The 15758-nt window shown below is 57.9% G+C and carries 16 protein-coding genes and 1 tRNA gene; 12 read left to right on the top strand and 5 right to left on the bottom strand.

From position 1 onward, the window contains the following. Positions 1 to 42 precede the first annotated feature (42 nt). Both dnaQ and OMR58_RS17435 read left to right on the top strand, forming a co-directional pair. Positions 43 to 795: a DNA polymerase III subunit epsilon gene (dnaQ, locus tag OMR58_RS17440; RefSeq protein ID WP_105590672.1), complete on the top strand. Its 753-nt coding sequence runs from the start codon at positions 43 to 45 to the stop codon at positions 793 to 795. A gap of 133 nt (positions 796 to 928) precedes the next feature. Beyond that, a tRNA-Asp gene (locus tag OMR58_RS17435) sits at positions 929 to 1005 on the top strand. Positions 1006 to 1162: 157 nt separating this feature from the next. On the opposite strand, the gene OMR58_RS17430 is transcribed toward OMR58_RS17435, so the two are convergent. Further along, on the bottom strand, positions 1163 to 2668 hold the full coding sequence (locus OMR58_RS17430; RefSeq protein ID WP_200562533.1) for an NCS1 family nucleobase:cation symporter-1: 1506 nt from the start codon (positions 2666 to 2668) through the stop codon (positions 1163 to 1165). Between the two features lie 145 nt (positions 2669 to 2813). On the opposite strand from OMR58_RS17430, the gene OMR58_RS17425 reads away from it, so the two are divergent. The 3 genes from OMR58_RS17425 to puuE are packed head-to-tail and all read left to right on the top strand — an operon-like array spanning position 2814 to position 5261. Beyond that, the gene (locus OMR58_RS17425; protein WP_105590674.1) at positions 2814 to 3527 is read left to right on the top strand and encodes a GntR family transcriptional regulator; all 714 of its coding nucleotides are present in this window, start codon (positions 2814 to 2816) and stop codon (positions 3525 to 3527) included. Positions 3528 to 3529: 2 nt separating this feature from the next. Beyond that, a complete protein-coding gene (gene hpxA, locus OMR58_RS17420) occupies positions 3530 to 4267 on the top strand; it encodes an allantoin racemase (RefSeq protein WP_146114098.1) in 738 nt (245 codons plus the stop codon). A gap of 34 nt (positions 4268 to 4301) precedes the next feature. Then, positions 4302 to 5261, top strand: coding sequence for an allantoinase PuuE (gene puuE, locus OMR58_RS17415; protein WP_105590676.1), 960 nt, complete (start codon positions 4302 to 4304; stop codon positions 5259 to 5261). Between the two features lie 55 nt (positions 5262 to 5316). Here puuE and hpxZ read toward each other — a convergent pair whose 3' ends face one another. Genes hpxZ through OMR58_RS17395 form a run of 4 tightly spaced genes read right to left on the bottom strand, consistent with a single transcriptional unit; the run spans position 5317 to position 8884 of the window. Beyond that, entirely contained in the window at positions 5317 to 5700 is a 384-nt protein-coding gene (hpxZ, locus tag OMR58_RS17410) for an oxalurate catabolism protein HpxZ (RefSeq protein WP_105590677.1), read from the bottom strand. Then, a complete protein-coding gene (locus OMR58_RS17405; RefSeq protein WP_264546508.1) occupies positions 5697 to 7100 on the bottom strand; it encodes an AtzE family amidohydrolase in 1404 nt (467 codons plus the stop codon). Before OMR58_RS17405 ends, hpxZ begins: the two co-directional genes overlap by 4 nt. After that, positions 7097 to 7285 (bottom strand): oxalurate catabolism protein HpxX, encoded by a 189-nt coding sequence (gene hpxX, locus OMR58_RS17400; protein ID WP_200547613.1) that lies wholly within the window; start codon positions 7283 to 7285, stop codon positions 7097 to 7099. Before hpxX ends, OMR58_RS17405 begins: the two co-directional genes overlap by 4 nt. Positions 7286 to 7297: 12 nt before the next feature. After that, positions 7298 to 8884 (bottom strand): gamma-glutamyltransferase family protein, encoded by a 1587-nt coding sequence (locus tag OMR58_RS17395; protein ID WP_264546507.1) that lies wholly within the window; start codon positions 8882 to 8884, stop codon positions 7298 to 7300. 205 nt (positions 8885 to 9089) lie between these two features. On the opposite strand from OMR58_RS17395, the gene OMR58_RS17390 reads away from it, so the two are divergent. The 7 genes from OMR58_RS17390 (at position 9090) to hpxK (ending at position 15699) form a co-directional block, all read left to right on the top strand. Beyond that, complete coding sequence (locus tag OMR58_RS17390) at positions 9090 to 9929, top strand: MurR/RpiR family transcriptional regulator (protein WP_200547611.1); 840 nt, start codon at positions 9090 to 9092, stop codon at positions 9927 to 9929. Positions 9930 to 10225: 296 nt separating this feature from the next. Next, a complete protein-coding gene (locus OMR58_RS17385; protein ID WP_105590682.1) occupies positions 10226 to 11008 on the top strand; it encodes a transporter substrate-binding domain-containing protein in 783 nt (260 codons plus the stop codon). Positions 11009 to 11021: 13 nt separating this feature from the next. Further along, on the top strand, positions 11022 to 11687 hold the full coding sequence (locus OMR58_RS17380) for an amino acid ABC transporter permease (RefSeq protein ID WP_264546506.1): 666 nt from the start codon (positions 11022 to 11024) through the stop codon (positions 11685 to 11687). Then, on the top strand, positions 11687 to 12343 hold the full coding sequence (locus OMR58_RS17375) for an amino acid ABC transporter permease (RefSeq protein WP_123335480.1): 657 nt from the start codon (positions 11687 to 11689) through the stop codon (positions 12341 to 12343). Before OMR58_RS17380 ends, OMR58_RS17375 begins: the two co-directional genes overlap by 1 nt. Next, positions 12324 to 13058 (top strand): amino acid ABC transporter ATP-binding protein, encoded by a 735-nt coding sequence (locus OMR58_RS17370; protein WP_105590685.1) that lies wholly within the window; start codon positions 12324 to 12326, stop codon positions 13056 to 13058. The genes OMR58_RS17375 and OMR58_RS17370 overlap by 20 nt, the downstream gene beginning before the upstream one ends. Before the next feature lie 143 nt (positions 13059 to 13201). Further along, entirely contained in the window at positions 13202 to 14437 is a 1236-nt protein-coding gene (locus tag OMR58_RS17365; protein ID WP_200547633.1) for a pyridoxal-phosphate-dependent aminotransferase family protein, read from the top strand. Further along, positions 14437 to 15699, top strand: coding sequence for an allantoate amidohydrolase (hpxK, locus tag OMR58_RS17360; protein ID WP_264546505.1), 1263 nt, complete (start codon positions 14437 to 14439; stop codon positions 15697 to 15699). The genes OMR58_RS17365 and hpxK overlap by 1 nt, the downstream gene beginning before the upstream one ends. The last annotated feature ends 59 nt before the right edge of the window (positions 15700 to 15758 follow it).

Genomic DNA, 15758 nt, shown 5'->3' with positions numbered 1-15758 from the left:
ACTCCCTGTAGAAAAACGCCAAGTCTGACATAAACGGGTCCTATGAGCACAGTAAATACCACACGCCAGATCGTACTCGATACCGAAACCACCGGTATGAACATGATTGGTACCCACTATGAAGGTCACTGCATCATCGAAATTGGTGCCGTTGAGGTGATTAACCGCCGCCTGACCGGCAATAACTTTCATGTTTATCTGAAGCCCGATCGGCTGGTGGACCCGGAAGCATTTGGCGTTCACGGTATTGCCGACGAATTTCTTGCTGATAAACCGACGTTTGCCGACATTGCCGATGACTTCCTCGCCTATATCGACGGCGCGGAGCTGGTCATCCATAACGCCTCGTTCGATATTGGCTTTATGGACTATGAATTCGGCAAGCTCAAACGCAATATCCCGAAGACAGAAACCTTCTGTCAGATCACCGATAGCCTGGCGATGGCGCGCCGGATGTTCCCCGGCAAGCGTAACAGTCTTGATGCGCTGTGCTCGCGTTATGAAATAGATAACAGTAAGCGAACGCTGCACGGCGCACTGCTTGACTCCGAAATCCTGGCGGATGTCTTCCTGATTATGACCGGCGGCCAGACCTCGCTGTCGTTTTCAATGGAAGGGGAAAAGGAAGAACAAAGCGGCGGCGATACGATCCATCGTATTGCGCGACCTTCATCGGGGCTGCGCGTTCTGCGTGCCAGTGAGCAGGAACTGGCCGAGCATGAAAAACGCCTGGATCTGGTACAGAAGAAAGGCGGCAGTTGCCTGTGGCGTCCGCAGCAGGAAAATGTGCAGTAAGTCACTAAAAATGCGCAATAAAACCGCTTTAAGTGCAAAAAAAGAACAGTTGAAATAATTCTGAATAAAAAGCGTTGACGAACGTTTTGTCGATCCGTAATATCCGATTCGTTCCCGACGGGGAACAAAGCGCGGAGCGGTAGTTCAGTTGGTTAGAATACCTGCCTGTCACGCAGGGGGTCGCGGGTTCGAGCCCCGTCCGTTCCGCCAAGTATACAGAGAAAGGCCGATTCGAAAGAATCGGCCTTTTTCGTTTCTGCTTTCCTGAAAAACGTTCCGGCGAAAAAAAGCCGCAACGCTATCCGTTACGGCTTTCTTCAAAACTTCACTCACAGGCATGACCGCCTGAGCTAAGTTTATTACGTTGCTATTGCTGCTCTTTCTGCATCACCACATCGGCACGGTAATCACCGCCCGCCCGTGCAGAGGCCATTTCATCGCGGGCAATCCAGCGGTAGGCTCCGGCTCCCAGCGCCACGCCGATAAACCAGCTGAAGTTAGCCACCGCGTGCAGCGAAGGGATAAAGCTGATCACCAGGCCAATGCCCACCGACGGCAGCAGGGCGGCAATCGCTTTCGGGTTGAAGCCGCCTTTGTACCAGTACTTTCCTTTCGGCGTGGCGTCAAACAGGTCGTCAACGGAGATCTTGCTGCGCTTCAGCAGATAGAAGTCGGCAAGCAGGATGCCGAACAGCGGCCCGATAAATGCGCCCAGCACGTCCAGCGTATAGTGAATCAGCTCCGGTGACTGGAACAGGTTCCACGGCGTTAACAGCACGGAACCCACGGCCGCAATCATCCCGCCGGTACGGAAGCTGATTTTCTGTGGAGAACAGTTAGAGAAGTCGAAGGCCGGAGACACAAAGTTGGCCACAATATTAATGCCGATGGTGGCGGTAATCATCGTTAACAGCCCGATCGCCACCGCCAGGTCATTACCGACCATGCTAACGGTTTCAATCGGATCGGTAATCATGCGGCCAAACAGCGATTGCGTACCGGAAACGATCACCACGGTAACAATCGAGAACAGCAGGAAGTTAAACGGCAGGCCCCAGCGGTTACCGCGGCGGATTTCACCCATGCTTTTACCGTAGCGTGCAAAGTCACCGAAGTTGAGCAGCGGGCCGGAGAAGTAAGACACCACCAGCGCAGTGGCGGTAATCATCTGCCATACCTGCTCGCCGCCGCTCAACGACTTGCTGGCCAGCGTAAAGGAGATACCGTCAAAACCGGTCTTGTATACAATCCATCCGGCAAGTGCGCCCATTACTACGTACACGGCCGGGCCGGCGATATCGATGAAGCGTTTAATCGCGTTCATACCGTGCCAGAACACCATCGCCTGTAGCAGCCACATAATGCCGAAGCAGAGCCAACCCAGCTGTGACAGGCCCAGCCAGGACACCTGAGTCATTGGGGTCAGTGCAGGCCAGAACTTCAGCGATACCAGCATCAGGGCGTTAGCGGCCAGATAGGTCTGGATGCCGTACCAGGCAAACGCGATCAAACCGCGGATTACCGCCGGGATGTTGGCACCGAATACGCCGAATGCCTGGCGGCAGACCACCGCATAAGGAACGCCGGTCATCTGGCTGGGCTTCGCCACCAGGTTAGCGCACAGCTGTACGATGCAGATCCCCACCAGCAGGCACATCAGCACCTGCCAGCTGGCCAGTCCCAGCGTAAAGAAGCTGGCTGCCACCACATAGCCCCCCATGCTGTGTACATCCGACATCCAAAAAGAAAAAATGTTGTACCAGCTCCAGTTCTGCTTGCGCACGGGAGCAAGGTCTTCATTACACAGCCGCGGGCTGTAGCTTTTGGCGGCCTCTGATGCCGCCGCCGGGGAAGAAAGTTGACTCTTTGGCATGAAACCTGCTCCTCTGAATACAGTAAGAAAAATGTGCCTGTTAAGGTCATTGCAGGATTCAGGCCAGATCTTAAAACTTTGTATACAAAAATAGGTTATTGCTGTGTACGATTGTCGATGGAAATGATGTTTACCGGAGAAGGTAATGAAGAGTGAAACCGGGCTGAAAACGGCCTCTGACCTGAGTGATAAGGATGAACCTATCTATCAGGCGCTAATGACGGCGATTGTTGAACATCAGCTGCCGCCGGGCAGTAAATTACCGGAAGAGGCGCTTTCCGAGGTCTTTGGCGTGAGCCGCACCGGCATCCGCAAAGTGCTTCAGCGCCTCGCAGCGGTGCAAATGATCACGCTGACGCCCAAACGTGGTGCGCAGGTGGCCACGCCTTCCGTGGAAGAGGCGCAGGATATCTTCCGCACCCGCAGCCTGCTTGAGTGTGCCAATCTTCCCGACGTTCTGGCGCACTGCCGGGGTCCACACCTGGCGGCGCTGGAAAAAATAAACCAGCAGGAACAGCAGGCCCATGCCGTACATGATGGTGCCGCCGCTATCCGGCTTTCCGCCGCATTCCATATTCAGCTACAGGCGATATCCGGCAATCAGGTGCTGACCGAGCTGGTGACGCGCCTCAGCCAGCGCTCTTCGCTGGTGGTGGCGGCCTACGGCGCACCCTGGCAGCACGGCTGCCGCTGCGACGACCACGACCGGCTGCTGGAACTGCTGCGTGAAAAAGAACTGGATCGGCTGACTGACGCATTACGGAAACATTTCGATCATATCGTTGCCAGTCTGCACTTTGAGCGCAGTGGCGAAACGCTACCTGACTTTGCCCGCCTGTTTGCGGCAAAAGGAGCCTGAGCATGAACAAGCAGATCATTCAGGTGATCAATCCCAATACCAGCCTGGCAATGACCGAAACCATCGGTACGGCGGCGCGCGCGGTGGCCGCCGGTAATACTGAGATTCTTGCCGTTTGCCCGCAGCAGGGCGTTCCGTCGATTGAAGGGCATTTCGATGAAGCGATTGCGGCGATTGGGGTACTGGAACAGATCAAAGCGGGGCGCGAGCAGGGCGCTCAGGGACACGTTATCGCCTGTTTTGGCGATCCGGGGCTTCTGGCCGCGCGCGAACTGGCGCAGGGTCCTGTGGTGGGCATTGCCGAAGCGGCGATGCATATGGCGACAATGGTTGCCACGCGTTTTTCGATAGTCACCACGCTGCCGCGCACGGTCATTATTGCCCGTCATCTGCTGCGGCAGTACGGCTTTGAGCACCACTGCACAGCGGTACACGCTATTGATCTGCCGGTGCTGGCACTGGAAGACGGCAGCGGTATCGCGCAGGAAAAAGTGCGCCAGCGTTGTATACAAGCCATACGTGAAGACGACAGCGGAGCCATTGTGCTCGGCTGCGGCGGCATGGCCGATCTGGCGCGTGAACTGACACACGAACTCGGCGTGCCGGTGATTGATGGCGTGGGCGCGGCGGTCAAAATGGTGGAGTCGCTGCTGGCTCTGGGGTTGAATACCAGTAAGCATGGCGATCTGGATTACCCGATTCGAAAAAAACTTTCAGGTCAGTTTGAACGCCTAAACTAAGGCAACGATCTGTTCCGATACTAAGGATGTTTTGATGAGCGATAGTCCGGAAAAGAAAGAGTACAGCTTTAACAAAAACTACCCGCGTGACCTGATTGGCTACGCGGGGAATCCTCCTCACGCCGCCTGGCCGGGTAAAGCACGGATCGCCGTGCAGTTCGTACTCAACTATGAAGAGGGCGCGGAAAACAACGTCCTGCACGGTGATGCGGGTTCCGAGCAGTTTCTGTCCGATATCATCGGTGCGGCAAGTTATCCCGAGCGGCATATGTCGATGGATTCGCTCTATGAATACGGCTCTCGTGCCGGATTCTGGCGCATCCATAACGAGTTCCAAAAGCGCAATCTACCGCTGACGGTATTTGGCGTGGCCATGGCGCTGGCTCGCCACCCGGAGATCGTCGAGGCGATCAAAAACGCAGATTACGACGTTGTCAGCCACGGCTGGCGCTGGATCCACTACCAGGGAATGGATGCGAAAACCGAGCGCCAGCATATGCAGCAGGCACTGGATACGCTCACCGATCTGTTTGGCAAAACGCCAACGGGCTGGTACACCGGGCGCGACAGCCCGAATACCCGTCGGCTGGTGGTGGAGCAGGGCGGGCTCACCTACGACAGCGACTATTACGGTGACGATCTGCCGTTCTGGACCCAGGTGACCTGCCAGGACGGCACCGTTAAACCGCACCTGATTATTCCTTACACCCTTGAAACCAACGATATGCGCTTTGCCACGCCGCAGGGTTTTAACACCGCAGAGCAGTTCTACACCTACCTGCGTGACAGCTTCGATGTGCTGTATGAAGAGGGTGAAACCTCGCCGAAAATGCTTTCCATCGGTATGCACTGTCGCCTGCTTGGCCGCCCGGGCCGCTTCCGCGCACTGCAGCGCTTCCTGGATCATATCCAGCAGCACGATAACGTGTGGATTTGTACCCGCCAGCAGATCGCCGATCACTGGATAAAAACGCATCCGGCTCCACAGGCCTGATCAAAAACGGATGGGGAAACCCATCCGTTTTTTTACGCTACCGGAACAACATCAATCAGGGAATTAAACTGACCTGCGCCGCAACAATTCGCCAGCCACAGGGCAGTTTCACCCAGGTTTGCTGCTGACGTCCGATTTTATCGCTGCCCTCGCGGGTAAATTCGGTGCTGCAAACGGCAAAATCCTCGCCAAAGGTGGATATCACCGTATTTTGCAGTTGGCGGTTCAGCCCGACGGGCGAGCGTGATGCGCGGAATTCGCGGATAGCGTCAATGCCATACAGATTCTCACCGGCGCCCAGACGTACGGTGCGATCGTCGTGCCAGAACAGCTCATCCAGAACGACGGTATCGTTGCTGATTAAGGCTTCCTCGTAGCGATAAAAGGCCGCAGTCACTTCAGCGTGGATCGCCGGGCGATCGATATGTTCACTTTTCATTTTTTATCTTCCATGTTTGCAGGCATTGCCTGCGCAATACCCATCTGCTCCAGCGCCCTGGCGGCTCGCAGACAGGCTTGTTCGTTAAACGGTGCCGCGATTAGCTGCAGGCCAATCGGCAACCCACTCGTCGTCCGCAACGGAACGGTAGCAACCGGCAGTCCGAGGAATGAGATCGGCTGGGCCAGCATGCCCATACTCGCGCGGGTTGGCAAGTCGTTGCCATTAATGCGCATTGTCTGCTGGCCAATCAGCGTGGCGCAGGTCGGCGTGGCGGGAGCGATCAGCACATCAACATCGTTGAACAGCGCCAGCGCCTGCTGCTGGCAGTGGCGGCGGAAACGCTGAGCCTGAACATACCATGCCGAAGGCAGCATGGCTCCGGCCAGCAATCGCTCGCGGGATGCCGGTTCAAAACGCTCCGGCGACTGCTTCAGCGCGGGCAGATAGTGATTTCCGCCTTCGGCCGCCGTAAGAATAAATGCCGATGCGCGTGCCAGCTCGGCCTCCGGCAGTAAAAACTCATCAATGGCTTCCAGCGCCTTTGCCGCGGTGGCGACGGCGGTGCGAGCGTGCTCATCGCACCACTGCTGAAAATAGCCGCCCAGCACGCCGACGCGCAGGCCGCCAATCCCACGATTCAGCTGTGAAACGGTGGCGGCAGGGGCTTCCGTCGCCTGAAATGCATCAGCGGGATCGTGGCCCTGCAGGACATCATACACTTCTGCCAGATCGCTTACCCGGCGAGCCAGTGGACCAATATGGTCGAGGCTGGCAACAAACGGATGGCTGCCGCTGCGCGACAGGCGGCCAAAGGTGGGTTTCAGCCCAAAAATTCCGCACAGCGAAGCCGGAACGCGAATAGAACCGTTGGTATCGGTGCCGAGCGCGAAATGAACCAGCCCGGCGGCAACGGCAGCGGCAGAACCGCCGGACGATCCTCCGGCAATACGCGAAGTGTCATGCGGGTTTCGCGTGGCGCCATAGTGGGTGTTTTCCGTGGTGAAACCGTAGGCATAGGCATCCATATTCAGCATGCCTGACAGCATCGCTCCGCTGGCGGTCAGCTGCCGCACCGCCCAGGCATCCTCCCTGGCAACGGGGCGATCGCTGAACAGGCTGGCCCCGGCCAGCGTGGTGTGACCGGCCACATCAAACAGGTTTTTAACCGCATAGGGCACGGCGGCAAGCGCAGGAAGAGGCTGGCCGTCACGCCTAAGGCGATCGACGCGCTGAGCCTCCTGCTGCATGCGATCGCGTGTCACGCCGGTCCAGGCGTTAATCGCCGGGTTGTGCTGTTCTATCGCCGCAAGCGTCCGGCTGGCGATATCCGCAGCGCTCAGATCGCCCGTTGCCAGCGCCTGTCTGATTTCACTGATGGAGAGAGCGGCCAGATTCATGCTTTATATACCCCCGCCACTTCCAGCCGGTCATCCAGCGGAAAGGCCATCAGCGGTGCCGCCATGGCGGCAATACGGGTGAACTGTACCAGAAGCTCGGCCCGGCGTGCTTCGTCGAGATCCATCCCGAGGATCTGCTCCATCTGTAAGATATACGTTGCCCAGTCAGGCTGAGTTGGCGTCATGTTCTTCTCCTGCTAAAAGCCCGCGGCGCTGCCGTTGCTGCGGGGATCGAAGGCACCTTCCAGCATGCCGTTGGTATGGCGTACGATCGCGCCTGCGTGGCCTACCGCCTCGCTGAAATCGGGCAGTAACTCGACCTCATGTCCCAGCGCCTGAAGCGCGTTGATGGTTTCCGCGCTGAATCGCCCCTCCAGCTTCAGGGAGTCGGACAGCTGTCCCCAGGTGCGGCCCAGCAGCCAGCGCGGCGCGCTGAGCGCCTGTTGCAGCGGCATTCCCTGAACGACATGACGGGTGAAAATGGCGGCCTGGGTCTGCGGCTGGCCGTCACCGCCCATTGAACCGTAAACCAGCGTGCGGCCATCGTTCAGCCGTGCGGCGGCCGGATTGAGTGTATGGAACGGCTGTTTCCCGGGGGCTAGCGCCAGCAGGTGATCGGCATCCAGGCTGAACGATGCCCCGCGATTCTGCCAGGTGATACCGGTGCCCGGCAGCACGACGCCGCTGCCAAACTCGTGATAAATACTCTGGATAAAGGAGACCGACAGCCCGCTGCTGTCCATCACGCCCATCCATACGGTATCGCCCGGGCCTTTGCCGTTGCCCCACGGCGCGGCCTGATTCAGATCGATCCGATCGGCAAGCTGCTTCAGGCGATCGGATGTCAGCAGCGACTGCATCTCTTCGCGCATGAAACGCGGATCGGTGATATGGCTGTCGCGCAGTCCGAAAGCCAGTTTGGTGGCTTCGACAATGCGGTGGATGGTTTGCGCCTCGTCCGCATCTTCCATCGTCAGATGGTCGGTGATGCCCAGAATGGCCAGCGATACCAGTCCCTGGGTAGGCGGCGTCATATTGTAGATATCGCCAGACTGGTGGCGGATGCGCAGCGGCGTACGGCGTTTTGCCTGCTGACGGTTCAGATCCTCCAGCGTAATCGGCATACCGAGCTGCGACATTTCTGCGGCCAGCCGCTGTGCCAGCGGGCCGCGATAGAAGGTATCCAGTCCTTCTTCAACCAGCTGGATAAGCGTAGCGGCAAGGTCCGGTTGCACAAAGCGGCTGCCGGCTTTCGGGATTTCATTTCCCGGTAAAAACGTGGTAGCAAAACCAGGCTGTTCGGCCAGTTCCACGTATTTGCTGGCGGTGGCTTCCGCCTGTGAAGCCGTAATAGGAATGCCGTCCGCCGCATAGCGGATCGCATCATTTAACAGGCGAGCCAGCGGCAGCTGCTCACCGCCGTATTCGCCGGAAACGGCCAGCGCTTCTGACCAGCCGCTGACCGTCCCTGCCACGGTCAGCGCCGATTTCGGGCCGCGATGGGGAATATGGCTTTCGCCCGCGTAAAAGTCGAGATCGGCCAGGGAACCTGCCGCGCCGCTGGCATCGATAGCGACCGGCTCGCCGCCCGGCGGAATAATCAGCCAGAAACCGTCGCCGCCCAGCCCGTTCATATGGGGATAGACCACCGCAATGGTGGCTGCGGCCGCGACCATGGCTTCAATGGCGTTGCCTCCCGCCCGTAAAATTCCCAGCGCGCTCTCGCTGGCCAGATGATGTGGGGTTACGGCCATCCCCTGCGGTGCCATATTGCTCTGATTCATATTATTCTCGTTATTGCTCGAACTGAGTCTGACTAAAGCAAGAGTCATTCCAGTTTTTGTATAACAATCAGACGCAGGCGGGGCGTTCCGGGAAAACAGGGCGTCGGCAGGGCGTAAGCGAAGGCATTTTTCTCTCCGGCTACAGACAGGCACGTTATTTGTATATGATCGGTGGAATGAAACAAAAGTTACAGGATGCATAGACATGAAGCAGCTTGATGAACGCCTGCGCGGTCACTATGCGCAACTCTCGCCGCAGGAGCAGCGCATTGCGGATTTCGTCTTCGATCATTATGACGACCTGATTGGCTACAACAGCGCGGAACTGGCGCGGCTGAGCGGGGTGTCGAAGGCCACGGTAAGCCGCTTATTTAAGCGCCTGGGCTATGACACCTATAAAGATATGCGCAACGAGCTGCGTACTCTGCGCCAGAGCGGCATGCCGTTAACGGACGTGCGCGATGCGGTTCAGGGCAATACCCTGTTAGCACGCCACTACAAGCAGGAAATGGCTAACCTTACGCAGTGGGTTAACACCCTCGACAGCGCGCATTTCGGCCAGGTCGTGCAGGCACTGTGTGAGAGCCAGCGAATTTTTATTATTGGCTTACGTAACTCTTATCCGGTCGCGTTGCATTTCCGCCAGCAGCTGCTGCAGGTTCGGAGCCGGGTGCAGCTGCTGCCGCAGCCGGGGCAAACTTTTTCCGAAGAGCTAATCGACATCACCCCGGAAGATATGGTGATTGTGATGGCGTTTCGCCGCCGCCCGCGCATTATCCGGCCGCTGTTACAGCAGCTGCAGCAGCGGCATATCCCCACGCTGGTGATGTGCGAACCTCAGGCGCAGACGTCCATCGCGCTGGCGCGCTGGCAGCTGTGTGCGCCGTTGGATAGCGTATCGGCCTTTGACAGCTACTCGGCGGCCAACAGCCTGGTCAATCTGCTGTCGAATGCCGTCTTACATGAGTTACTCAGCAACGGGCGTCAGCGTATCCATCAGATTGCCGATCTTTACGGCGAGCTGGACGAGCTGGAACAGCGTTGATGGGGCACTAATTTGGTGCTTTGCATCGTTATGGGGCTCGCGGCGGTGCCCCTTTTTATTGCGCTTTTCTCACGCTTCGATCTGCCTTTTCTGAATTTTTTCATCGAAATAACCCGATTTTATTTATGGAGTTTATTTCTTTGATTCTGATTTTAATCAGGTTTTCATCAAACATTGTCGATCGGCCACCGATTTCAGCAAGAAAAATCAACGCCAAAATCCCCGGTGGCACATTAGTTGCAAATAAATCCTTTAAGAATCTTTCGTTTCATGATGTATTAATCGGGGAAGTGAGAATGAAAAAAGGCTTATTCGCATTACTGGCTGGCGCTTTACTGCTGACGTCTACCGCTTCGGCGCTGGCGGACCAACTACAAGATATTGAAAAACGTGGCGTTATCCGTATTGCCGTACCGCAGGATTTCCCGCCGTTTGGTTCAGTAGGTACTGACTTACAGCCGCAGGGCTATGACATCGATATGGCGAAGTATCTGGCTAAGCAAATGAAACTTAAGTTGCAGCTGGTGCCGGTCACCAGCGCAAACCGTGTGCCTTATCTGCAGACGGATAAAGTGGACCTGGTGATTTCCAGCCTGGGTAAAAATCCGGAGCGTGAAAAAGTGATCGACTTCAGCCGCGCTTATGCACCGTTCTTCCTCGGCGTGTTTGGTCCGAAAGACGGTACGCTGAAAGACGCGGCGGAGCTGAGCGGCAAATCCATCGGCGTCACCCGCGGTGCCGTTGAGGATATGGTTCTTACCAGCGTGGCACCAAAAGAGGCGGAAGTGAAACGCTACGAAGATAACAACACCACGCTGTCGGCCTATCTGTCTGGTCAGGTGCAGTATGTGGCAACCGGTAACCTGGTCGTGGCCGCGATTGCCCGCCAGAACGCTGACAAAGCGCCGGTGGCAAAGTTTATGCTGAAAGATTCGCCGTGCTTTATCGGCATGAAAAAGAATGAACCGGCTCTGAAGGCCAAAGTGGATGAGCTGATCGGCCAGGCGCTGAAGGACGACACGCTGAACAAACTATCGCAAGAATGGCTGAAAGCGCCATTACCCGCTGACCTGGGTTAATCGGGGCTGACTGATGATTGGGCAACTGAATTTTCACGCGCTGTGGCCCTACTGGCCGGAACTGATTTCCGGCCTGTGGGTGACTATCCAGCTAACGGTGATGGCTACCGTTGGGGGCGTGGGGTTGGGTATTCTGGGGGCTGCGCTGCGAAGCGGTAAACCCTCACTACTCAGCCGCTGCTGGGGCGCTTATGTCGAACTGATCCGCAATACGCCGTTTGTGGTTCAGCTATTTTTTATCGTTTTCGGTTTGCCCAATCTGGGCCTGAAACTTACCGCCGGTGAGGCGGCGCTGCTGGCGATGCTGATTAACCTCGGTGCCTACAGCACGGAAATCATTCGCGCCGGTATCCAGGTGACGCCGAAAGGGCAGTGGGAGGCCGGGCGGGTGCTGGGCTTAACCCGCACTCAGACGTTTATCCGCGTGGTGCTGCCGCCGTCAATGAAGCGCATTTATCCGGCACTGGTGAGCCAGTGCATTATCGTGATGCTTGGCTCCTCGGTGGTGTCGCAGGTCTCTTATGAAGAGCTGACCTTTGCCGCCAACCTGATCCAGTCGCGGACGTTTTTGAGTTTTGAAGTGTATCTGGTGACCACGCTGATGTATCTGGCGCTGTCGATTGCCATGCGTCAGCTGCTGCTGGCCGCCGGGCGTAAATGGTTCGGGGAGCAGCCGTAATGACGACCTTTACCGACTGGGACATCCTGCGCAATCTGCTGCTTGCGGCGCGCTGGACCATCCTGCTGTCGCTGACGGCATTCTTTGGTGGCACGCTGGTGGCGATGCCGCTGGTGATGGTTCGCCTGACCCGTCGCCGCTGGCCGTGCCGCTTTATCCGCGCCTGGACCGAACTGTTCCAGGGAACGCCGCTGCTGATGCAGCTGTTTCTGGCCTTCTTCGGCGTGGCGCTGTTCGGCATTGACGTTTCGCCGTGGACCGCCGCCTCGCTGGCGCTGACGTTTTACACCAGCGCCTTCCTGATTGATATCTGGTACGGCAGCATCCAGGCGTTGCCGAAAGGGCAGTGGGAAGCCTGCCGTTGCCTCGGTCTGAGCTTCGGCCAGACGCTGTATCGCGTGGTTCTGCCACAGGCGCTGCGCATCGGCATCGCGCCGACCGTGGGCTTTGCCGTACAGGTGGTGAAAGGTACGGCGCTGGCGTCGATTATCGGCTTTATCGAGCTGACCAAAGCCGGAACCATACTGAACAATGTGACGTATCAACCGTTTAAAGTTTTCGGGCTGGTGGCGCTGGGCTACTTCCTGATGTGTTATCCGCTGTCCCGCTACAGCCAGTATCTGGAGAAGAAATTCAATGCCGCTCATCACCATTAATCAGGTGCAGAAATACTATGGCGACAACCACGTACTGAAAGGCGTGGATCTCGACATCGAAATGGGCCAGGTGATCTCCATCATCGGCCGCAGCGGGTCGGGGAAAAGCACCCTGCTGCGCTGCATGAACGGGCTGGAAGGCTATCAGGAAGGCAGCATTAAACTGGGCGGGATGACCATCACCGATCGTGAATCCCAGGCGCGTGAAATCAGCCATTCTGTCGGCATGGTGTTCCAGAACTTTAATCTGTTCCCGCATATGACCGCGCTGGAAAACGTCATGCTGGCACCGCGCCGCGTGCTGAAAAAAAGCGACGCCGAGTGCCGGGCGCTGGCGGCGGAAATGCTCAATAAAGTCGGGCTGGGGGATCGCATGGATTACTATCCTGCCAACCTGTCCGGCGGCCAGCAGCAGCGCGTGGCGATTGCTCGTGCGCTGGCGATGTCACCGAAAGTATTGCTGTGCGATGAGATCACCTCGGCGCTCGATCCAGAGCTGGTTGGCGAAGTACTGAAAGTGCTGGAGCAGCTGGCGAAAGAGGGCATGACGCTGATCCTCGTGACGCATGAAATGAATTTTGCCCGCGAAGTGGGCGACCGCGTAGTGTTTATGCATCAGGGCCGCGTTTGGGAGCAGGGCGACAGTAAAACCCTGTTTGCCAACCCACAGACCAATGAGCTTAAACAGTTTATCTCCTCGGTGCGTGGGCTTTAGGCTACTTTGTTTGCCATTTTGCACCTGGGCAGTGCTCAGAATCCTCACGTACTACGTGTACGCTCCGGTTCTTGCGCGCTGCCCGTGTGCAAACTGCCTGCACCAGTAACGCCTGAAGCGTTATTTACATATAGGAATCGATGATGGATTTATCTAAATTTACCCAGATCAACCCGCCGCAGCGTTTACTGATGGGGCCGGGGCCGATTAACGCTGACCCGCGCGTGCTTCGCGCCATGTCCAGCCAGCTGATCGGGCAGTACGATCCGGCCATGACCCAGTATATGAACGAAGTGATGGCGCTTTATCGCGGCGTGTTCCGTACCAAAAATCAGTGGACCATGCTGATTGACGGCACTTCGCGCGCGGGGATCGAGGCCATCCTGCTGTCTGCTATTCGTCCGGGTGACAAAGTTCTGGTGCCGGTCTTTGGTCGTTTCGGCCATCTGCTGTGCGAAATTGCTCGCCGCTGCCGCGCGGAAGTTCACACCATTGAAGTACCGTGGGGCGAAGTGTTCACCCCGGATCAGATTGAAGACGCGATCAAAAAAGTGAAGCCGCGCCTGCTGCTGACCGTGCAGGGCGACACCTCGACGACCATGCTGCAACCGCTGGAAGAACTGGGTGCCATCTGCCGTAAATACGGCGTGCTGTTCTACACCGACGCTACCGCTTCCTTCGCCGGTAACGCGCTGGAAACCGATGCCTGGGGACTGGATGCGGTCTCTGCCGGCATGCAGAAATGCCTGGGCGGCCCGTCAGGAACTTCGCCGATCACCCTCAGCCCGCTGATGGAAGAGGCGATCCGCAAGCGCAAATGCGTGGAAGCGGGTATCCGTACCGATGCGCACCAGGACGGCGACGATGAGATGATCTATTCCAACTATTTTGATCTCGGCATGATCATGGATTACTGGGGGCCTGAGCGCCTGAACCACCATACCGAGGCTACCTCCGCGCTGTTCGGTGCCCGCGAATGCGCGCGCCTGATTCTGGAAGAGGGGCTGGATAACGGCATCGCCCGCCACAAGCTGCACGGCGACGCGCTCCTGAAAGGCATTCAGGGAATGGGGCTGGAAACCTTCGGTGACCTTAACCACAAAATGAACAACGTGCTCGGCGTGGTGATCCCGCAGGGCGTCAACGGCGATCTGGTGCGTAAGCTGGTGCTGGAAGATTTCGGCATTGAGATCGGCACCTCGTTTGGCCCGCTGATTGGCAAAGTGTGGCGTATTGGCACCATGGGCTATAACGCGCGTAAAGACTGCGTGATGCAGACCCTGAGCGCGCTGGAAGCCGTGCTGAACCATCTTGGATTCCGTACAACCCAGGGTGCTGCGATGCAGGCAGCCTGGGATCACTATAACGGGAGCCGTTAATGAGTGAGTGCCTGATGACGGCCGCCGCCGCCGCTGAGGCAGCGGCGCGCGTGATGGCCCGCTGCGATGCGCTGGCAGAAATCAGCGAAACGCCGGGTGAACTGACCCGCGTTTATCTGTCGCCGGAGCTGCTGCGGGCTAACGCGATGGTTGGCAAGTGGATGACGGCGGCAGGGATGAAAGTGTGGCAGGACAGCGTCGGCAATATCTGCGGGCGCTATGAGGGCCAGCAGGTCGGCGCGAAAGCGCTGCTGCTGGGTTCTCACCTGGACACTGTGCGCAATGCCGGGCGCTATGACGGCATGCTCGGTGTGCTGACCGCGATTGAAACCGTGCAGTACCTGCACGATCGCGGCGAGCGCCTGCCGCTGGCCATTGAGATTATCGGTTTCTGCGATGAAGAAGGCACCCGTTTCGGTATCACCCTGCTGGGCAGTCGCGGCCTGACCGGCAGCTGGCCGGAAAGCTGGGTCGATCACCCGGACGCCAACGGCATTACTGTGGCGCAGGCGATGAAAAACTGCGGGCTGAGTGCCGACCGCATCTGGCAGTCGGCGCGCGATGTCGAAGACTTCGTGGCCTATCTGGAGCTGCATATCGAGCAGGGGCCGTGCCTGGAGCAGGAACAGCTGGCGCTGGGCGTGGTGACGGCGATTAACGGTGCGCACCGCCTGAACTGTCGCTTTGTTGGCGAGGCCGGTCATGCCGGAACCGTACCGATGAGCCACCGTAAAGATGCGCTGGCTGCCGCCGCCGAGTGGATGGTGTATATCGAACGCCGCACGCCGCAGGTTGGTCCGCAGCTGGTGGCCACGGTCGGCACGTTGCAGTGCCAGCCGGGCGCGGTAAATGTGATTCCTGGTGATGTGGCGCTGTCACTCGACGTGCGCGGCCCGGAAGACGGTCCGCTCTCCGCACTGTTGGCCGATTTGCTGGCCGAAGGCGAGGCGATTGCCCAGCGTCGCGGCATCAGCTTCAGCGCCGAGGAGTTTTACTGCATTGCCGCCACCGCCTGTGATACAGAACTGCAGGCCGCGCTGACCCGTGCCGTTGTTCAGGTGCAGGGGCGCAGCGTATCGCTGCCGAGCGGTGCCGGGCATGATGCTATCGCCGTGGCCGAGCGCTGGCCGTCGGCGATGCTGTTCGTGCGCTGCGATCGCGGCATCAGCCATAATCCGGCAGAGTCGGTGACAACGGAAGATGTGGCGCAGGCAGTTCAGGCGTATGTGCAGGTGGTGAATGAGGTGGCGGGCAGGGCGTAACACCGTGCATCAGCCCGCGTTTATCATGGCGTAGTGTTCCAGGTGGCGGCGCAGGGTGG

The organism is Erwinia sp. INIA01, from assembly GCF_025947915.1.
Lineage (GTDB): Bacteria > Pseudomonadota > Gammaproteobacteria > Enterobacterales > Enterobacteriaceae > Erwinia > Erwinia coffeiphila.
Note: the sequence above shows the minus strand (reverse complement) of the source record. Positions and strands in the feature narration are given on the sequence as shown.

Excerpts from the sequence above, each read along its gene's own strand:
- hpxZ (WP_105590677.1), bottom strand. The coding sequence starts at position 5,700 with ATGAAAAGTGAACATATCGATCGCCCGGCGATCCACGCTGAAGTGACT.
- OMR58_RS17380 (WP_264546506.1), top strand. The coding sequence starts at position 11,022 with ATGATTGGGCAACTGAATTTTCACGCGCTGTGGCCCTACTGGCCGGAA.
- hpxX (WP_200547613.1), bottom strand. The coding sequence starts at position 7,285 with ATGACGCCAACTCAGCCTGACTGGGCAACGTATATCTTACAGATGGAG.
- OMR58_RS17375 (WP_123335480.1), top strand. The coding sequence starts at position 11,687 with ATGACGACCTTTACCGACTGGGACATCCTGCGCAATCTGCTGCTTGCG.
- OMR58_RS17365 (WP_200547633.1), top strand. The coding sequence starts at position 13,202 with ATGGATTTATCTAAATTTACCCAGATCAACCCGCCGCAGCGTTTACTG.
- puuE (WP_105590676.1), top strand. The coding sequence starts at position 4,302 with ATGAGCGATAGTCCGGAAAAGAAAGAGTACAGCTTTAACAAAAACTAC.
- OMR58_RS17390 (WP_200547611.1), top strand. The coding sequence starts at position 9,090 with ATGAAGCAGCTTGATGAACGCCTGCGCGGTCACTATGCGCAACTCTCG.
- hpxK (WP_264546505.1), top strand. The coding sequence starts at position 14,437 with ATGAGTGAGTGCCTGATGACGGCCGCCGCCGCCGCTGAGGCAGCGGCG.
- OMR58_RS17405 (WP_264546508.1), bottom strand. The coding sequence starts at position 7,100 with ATGAATCTGGCCGCTCTCTCCATCAGTGAAATCAGACAGGCGCTGGCA.
- OMR58_RS17370 (WP_105590685.1), top strand. The coding sequence starts at position 12,324 with ATGCCGCTCATCACCATTAATCAGGTGCAGAAATACTATGGCGACAAC.
- OMR58_RS17425 (WP_105590674.1), top strand. The coding sequence starts at position 2,814 with ATGAAGAGTGAAACCGGGCTGAAAACGGCCTCTGACCTGAGTGATAAG.
- dnaQ (WP_105590672.1), top strand. The coding sequence starts at position 43 with ATGAGCACAGTAAATACCACACGCCAGATCGTACTCGATACCGAAACC.
- OMR58_RS17430 (WP_200562533.1), bottom strand. The coding sequence starts at position 2,668 with ATGCCAAAGAGTCAACTTTCTTCCCCGGCGGCGGCATCAGAGGCCGCC.
- hpxA (WP_146114098.1), top strand. The coding sequence starts at position 3,530 with ATGAACAAGCAGATCATTCAGGTGATCAATCCCAATACCAGCCTGGCA.
- OMR58_RS17385 (WP_105590682.1), top strand. The coding sequence starts at position 10,226 with ATGAAAAAAGGCTTATTCGCATTACTGGCTGGCGCTTTACTGCTGACG.
- OMR58_RS17395 (WP_264546507.1), bottom strand. The coding sequence starts at position 8,884 with ATGAATCAGAGCAATATGGCACCGCAGGGGATGGCCGTAACCCCACAT.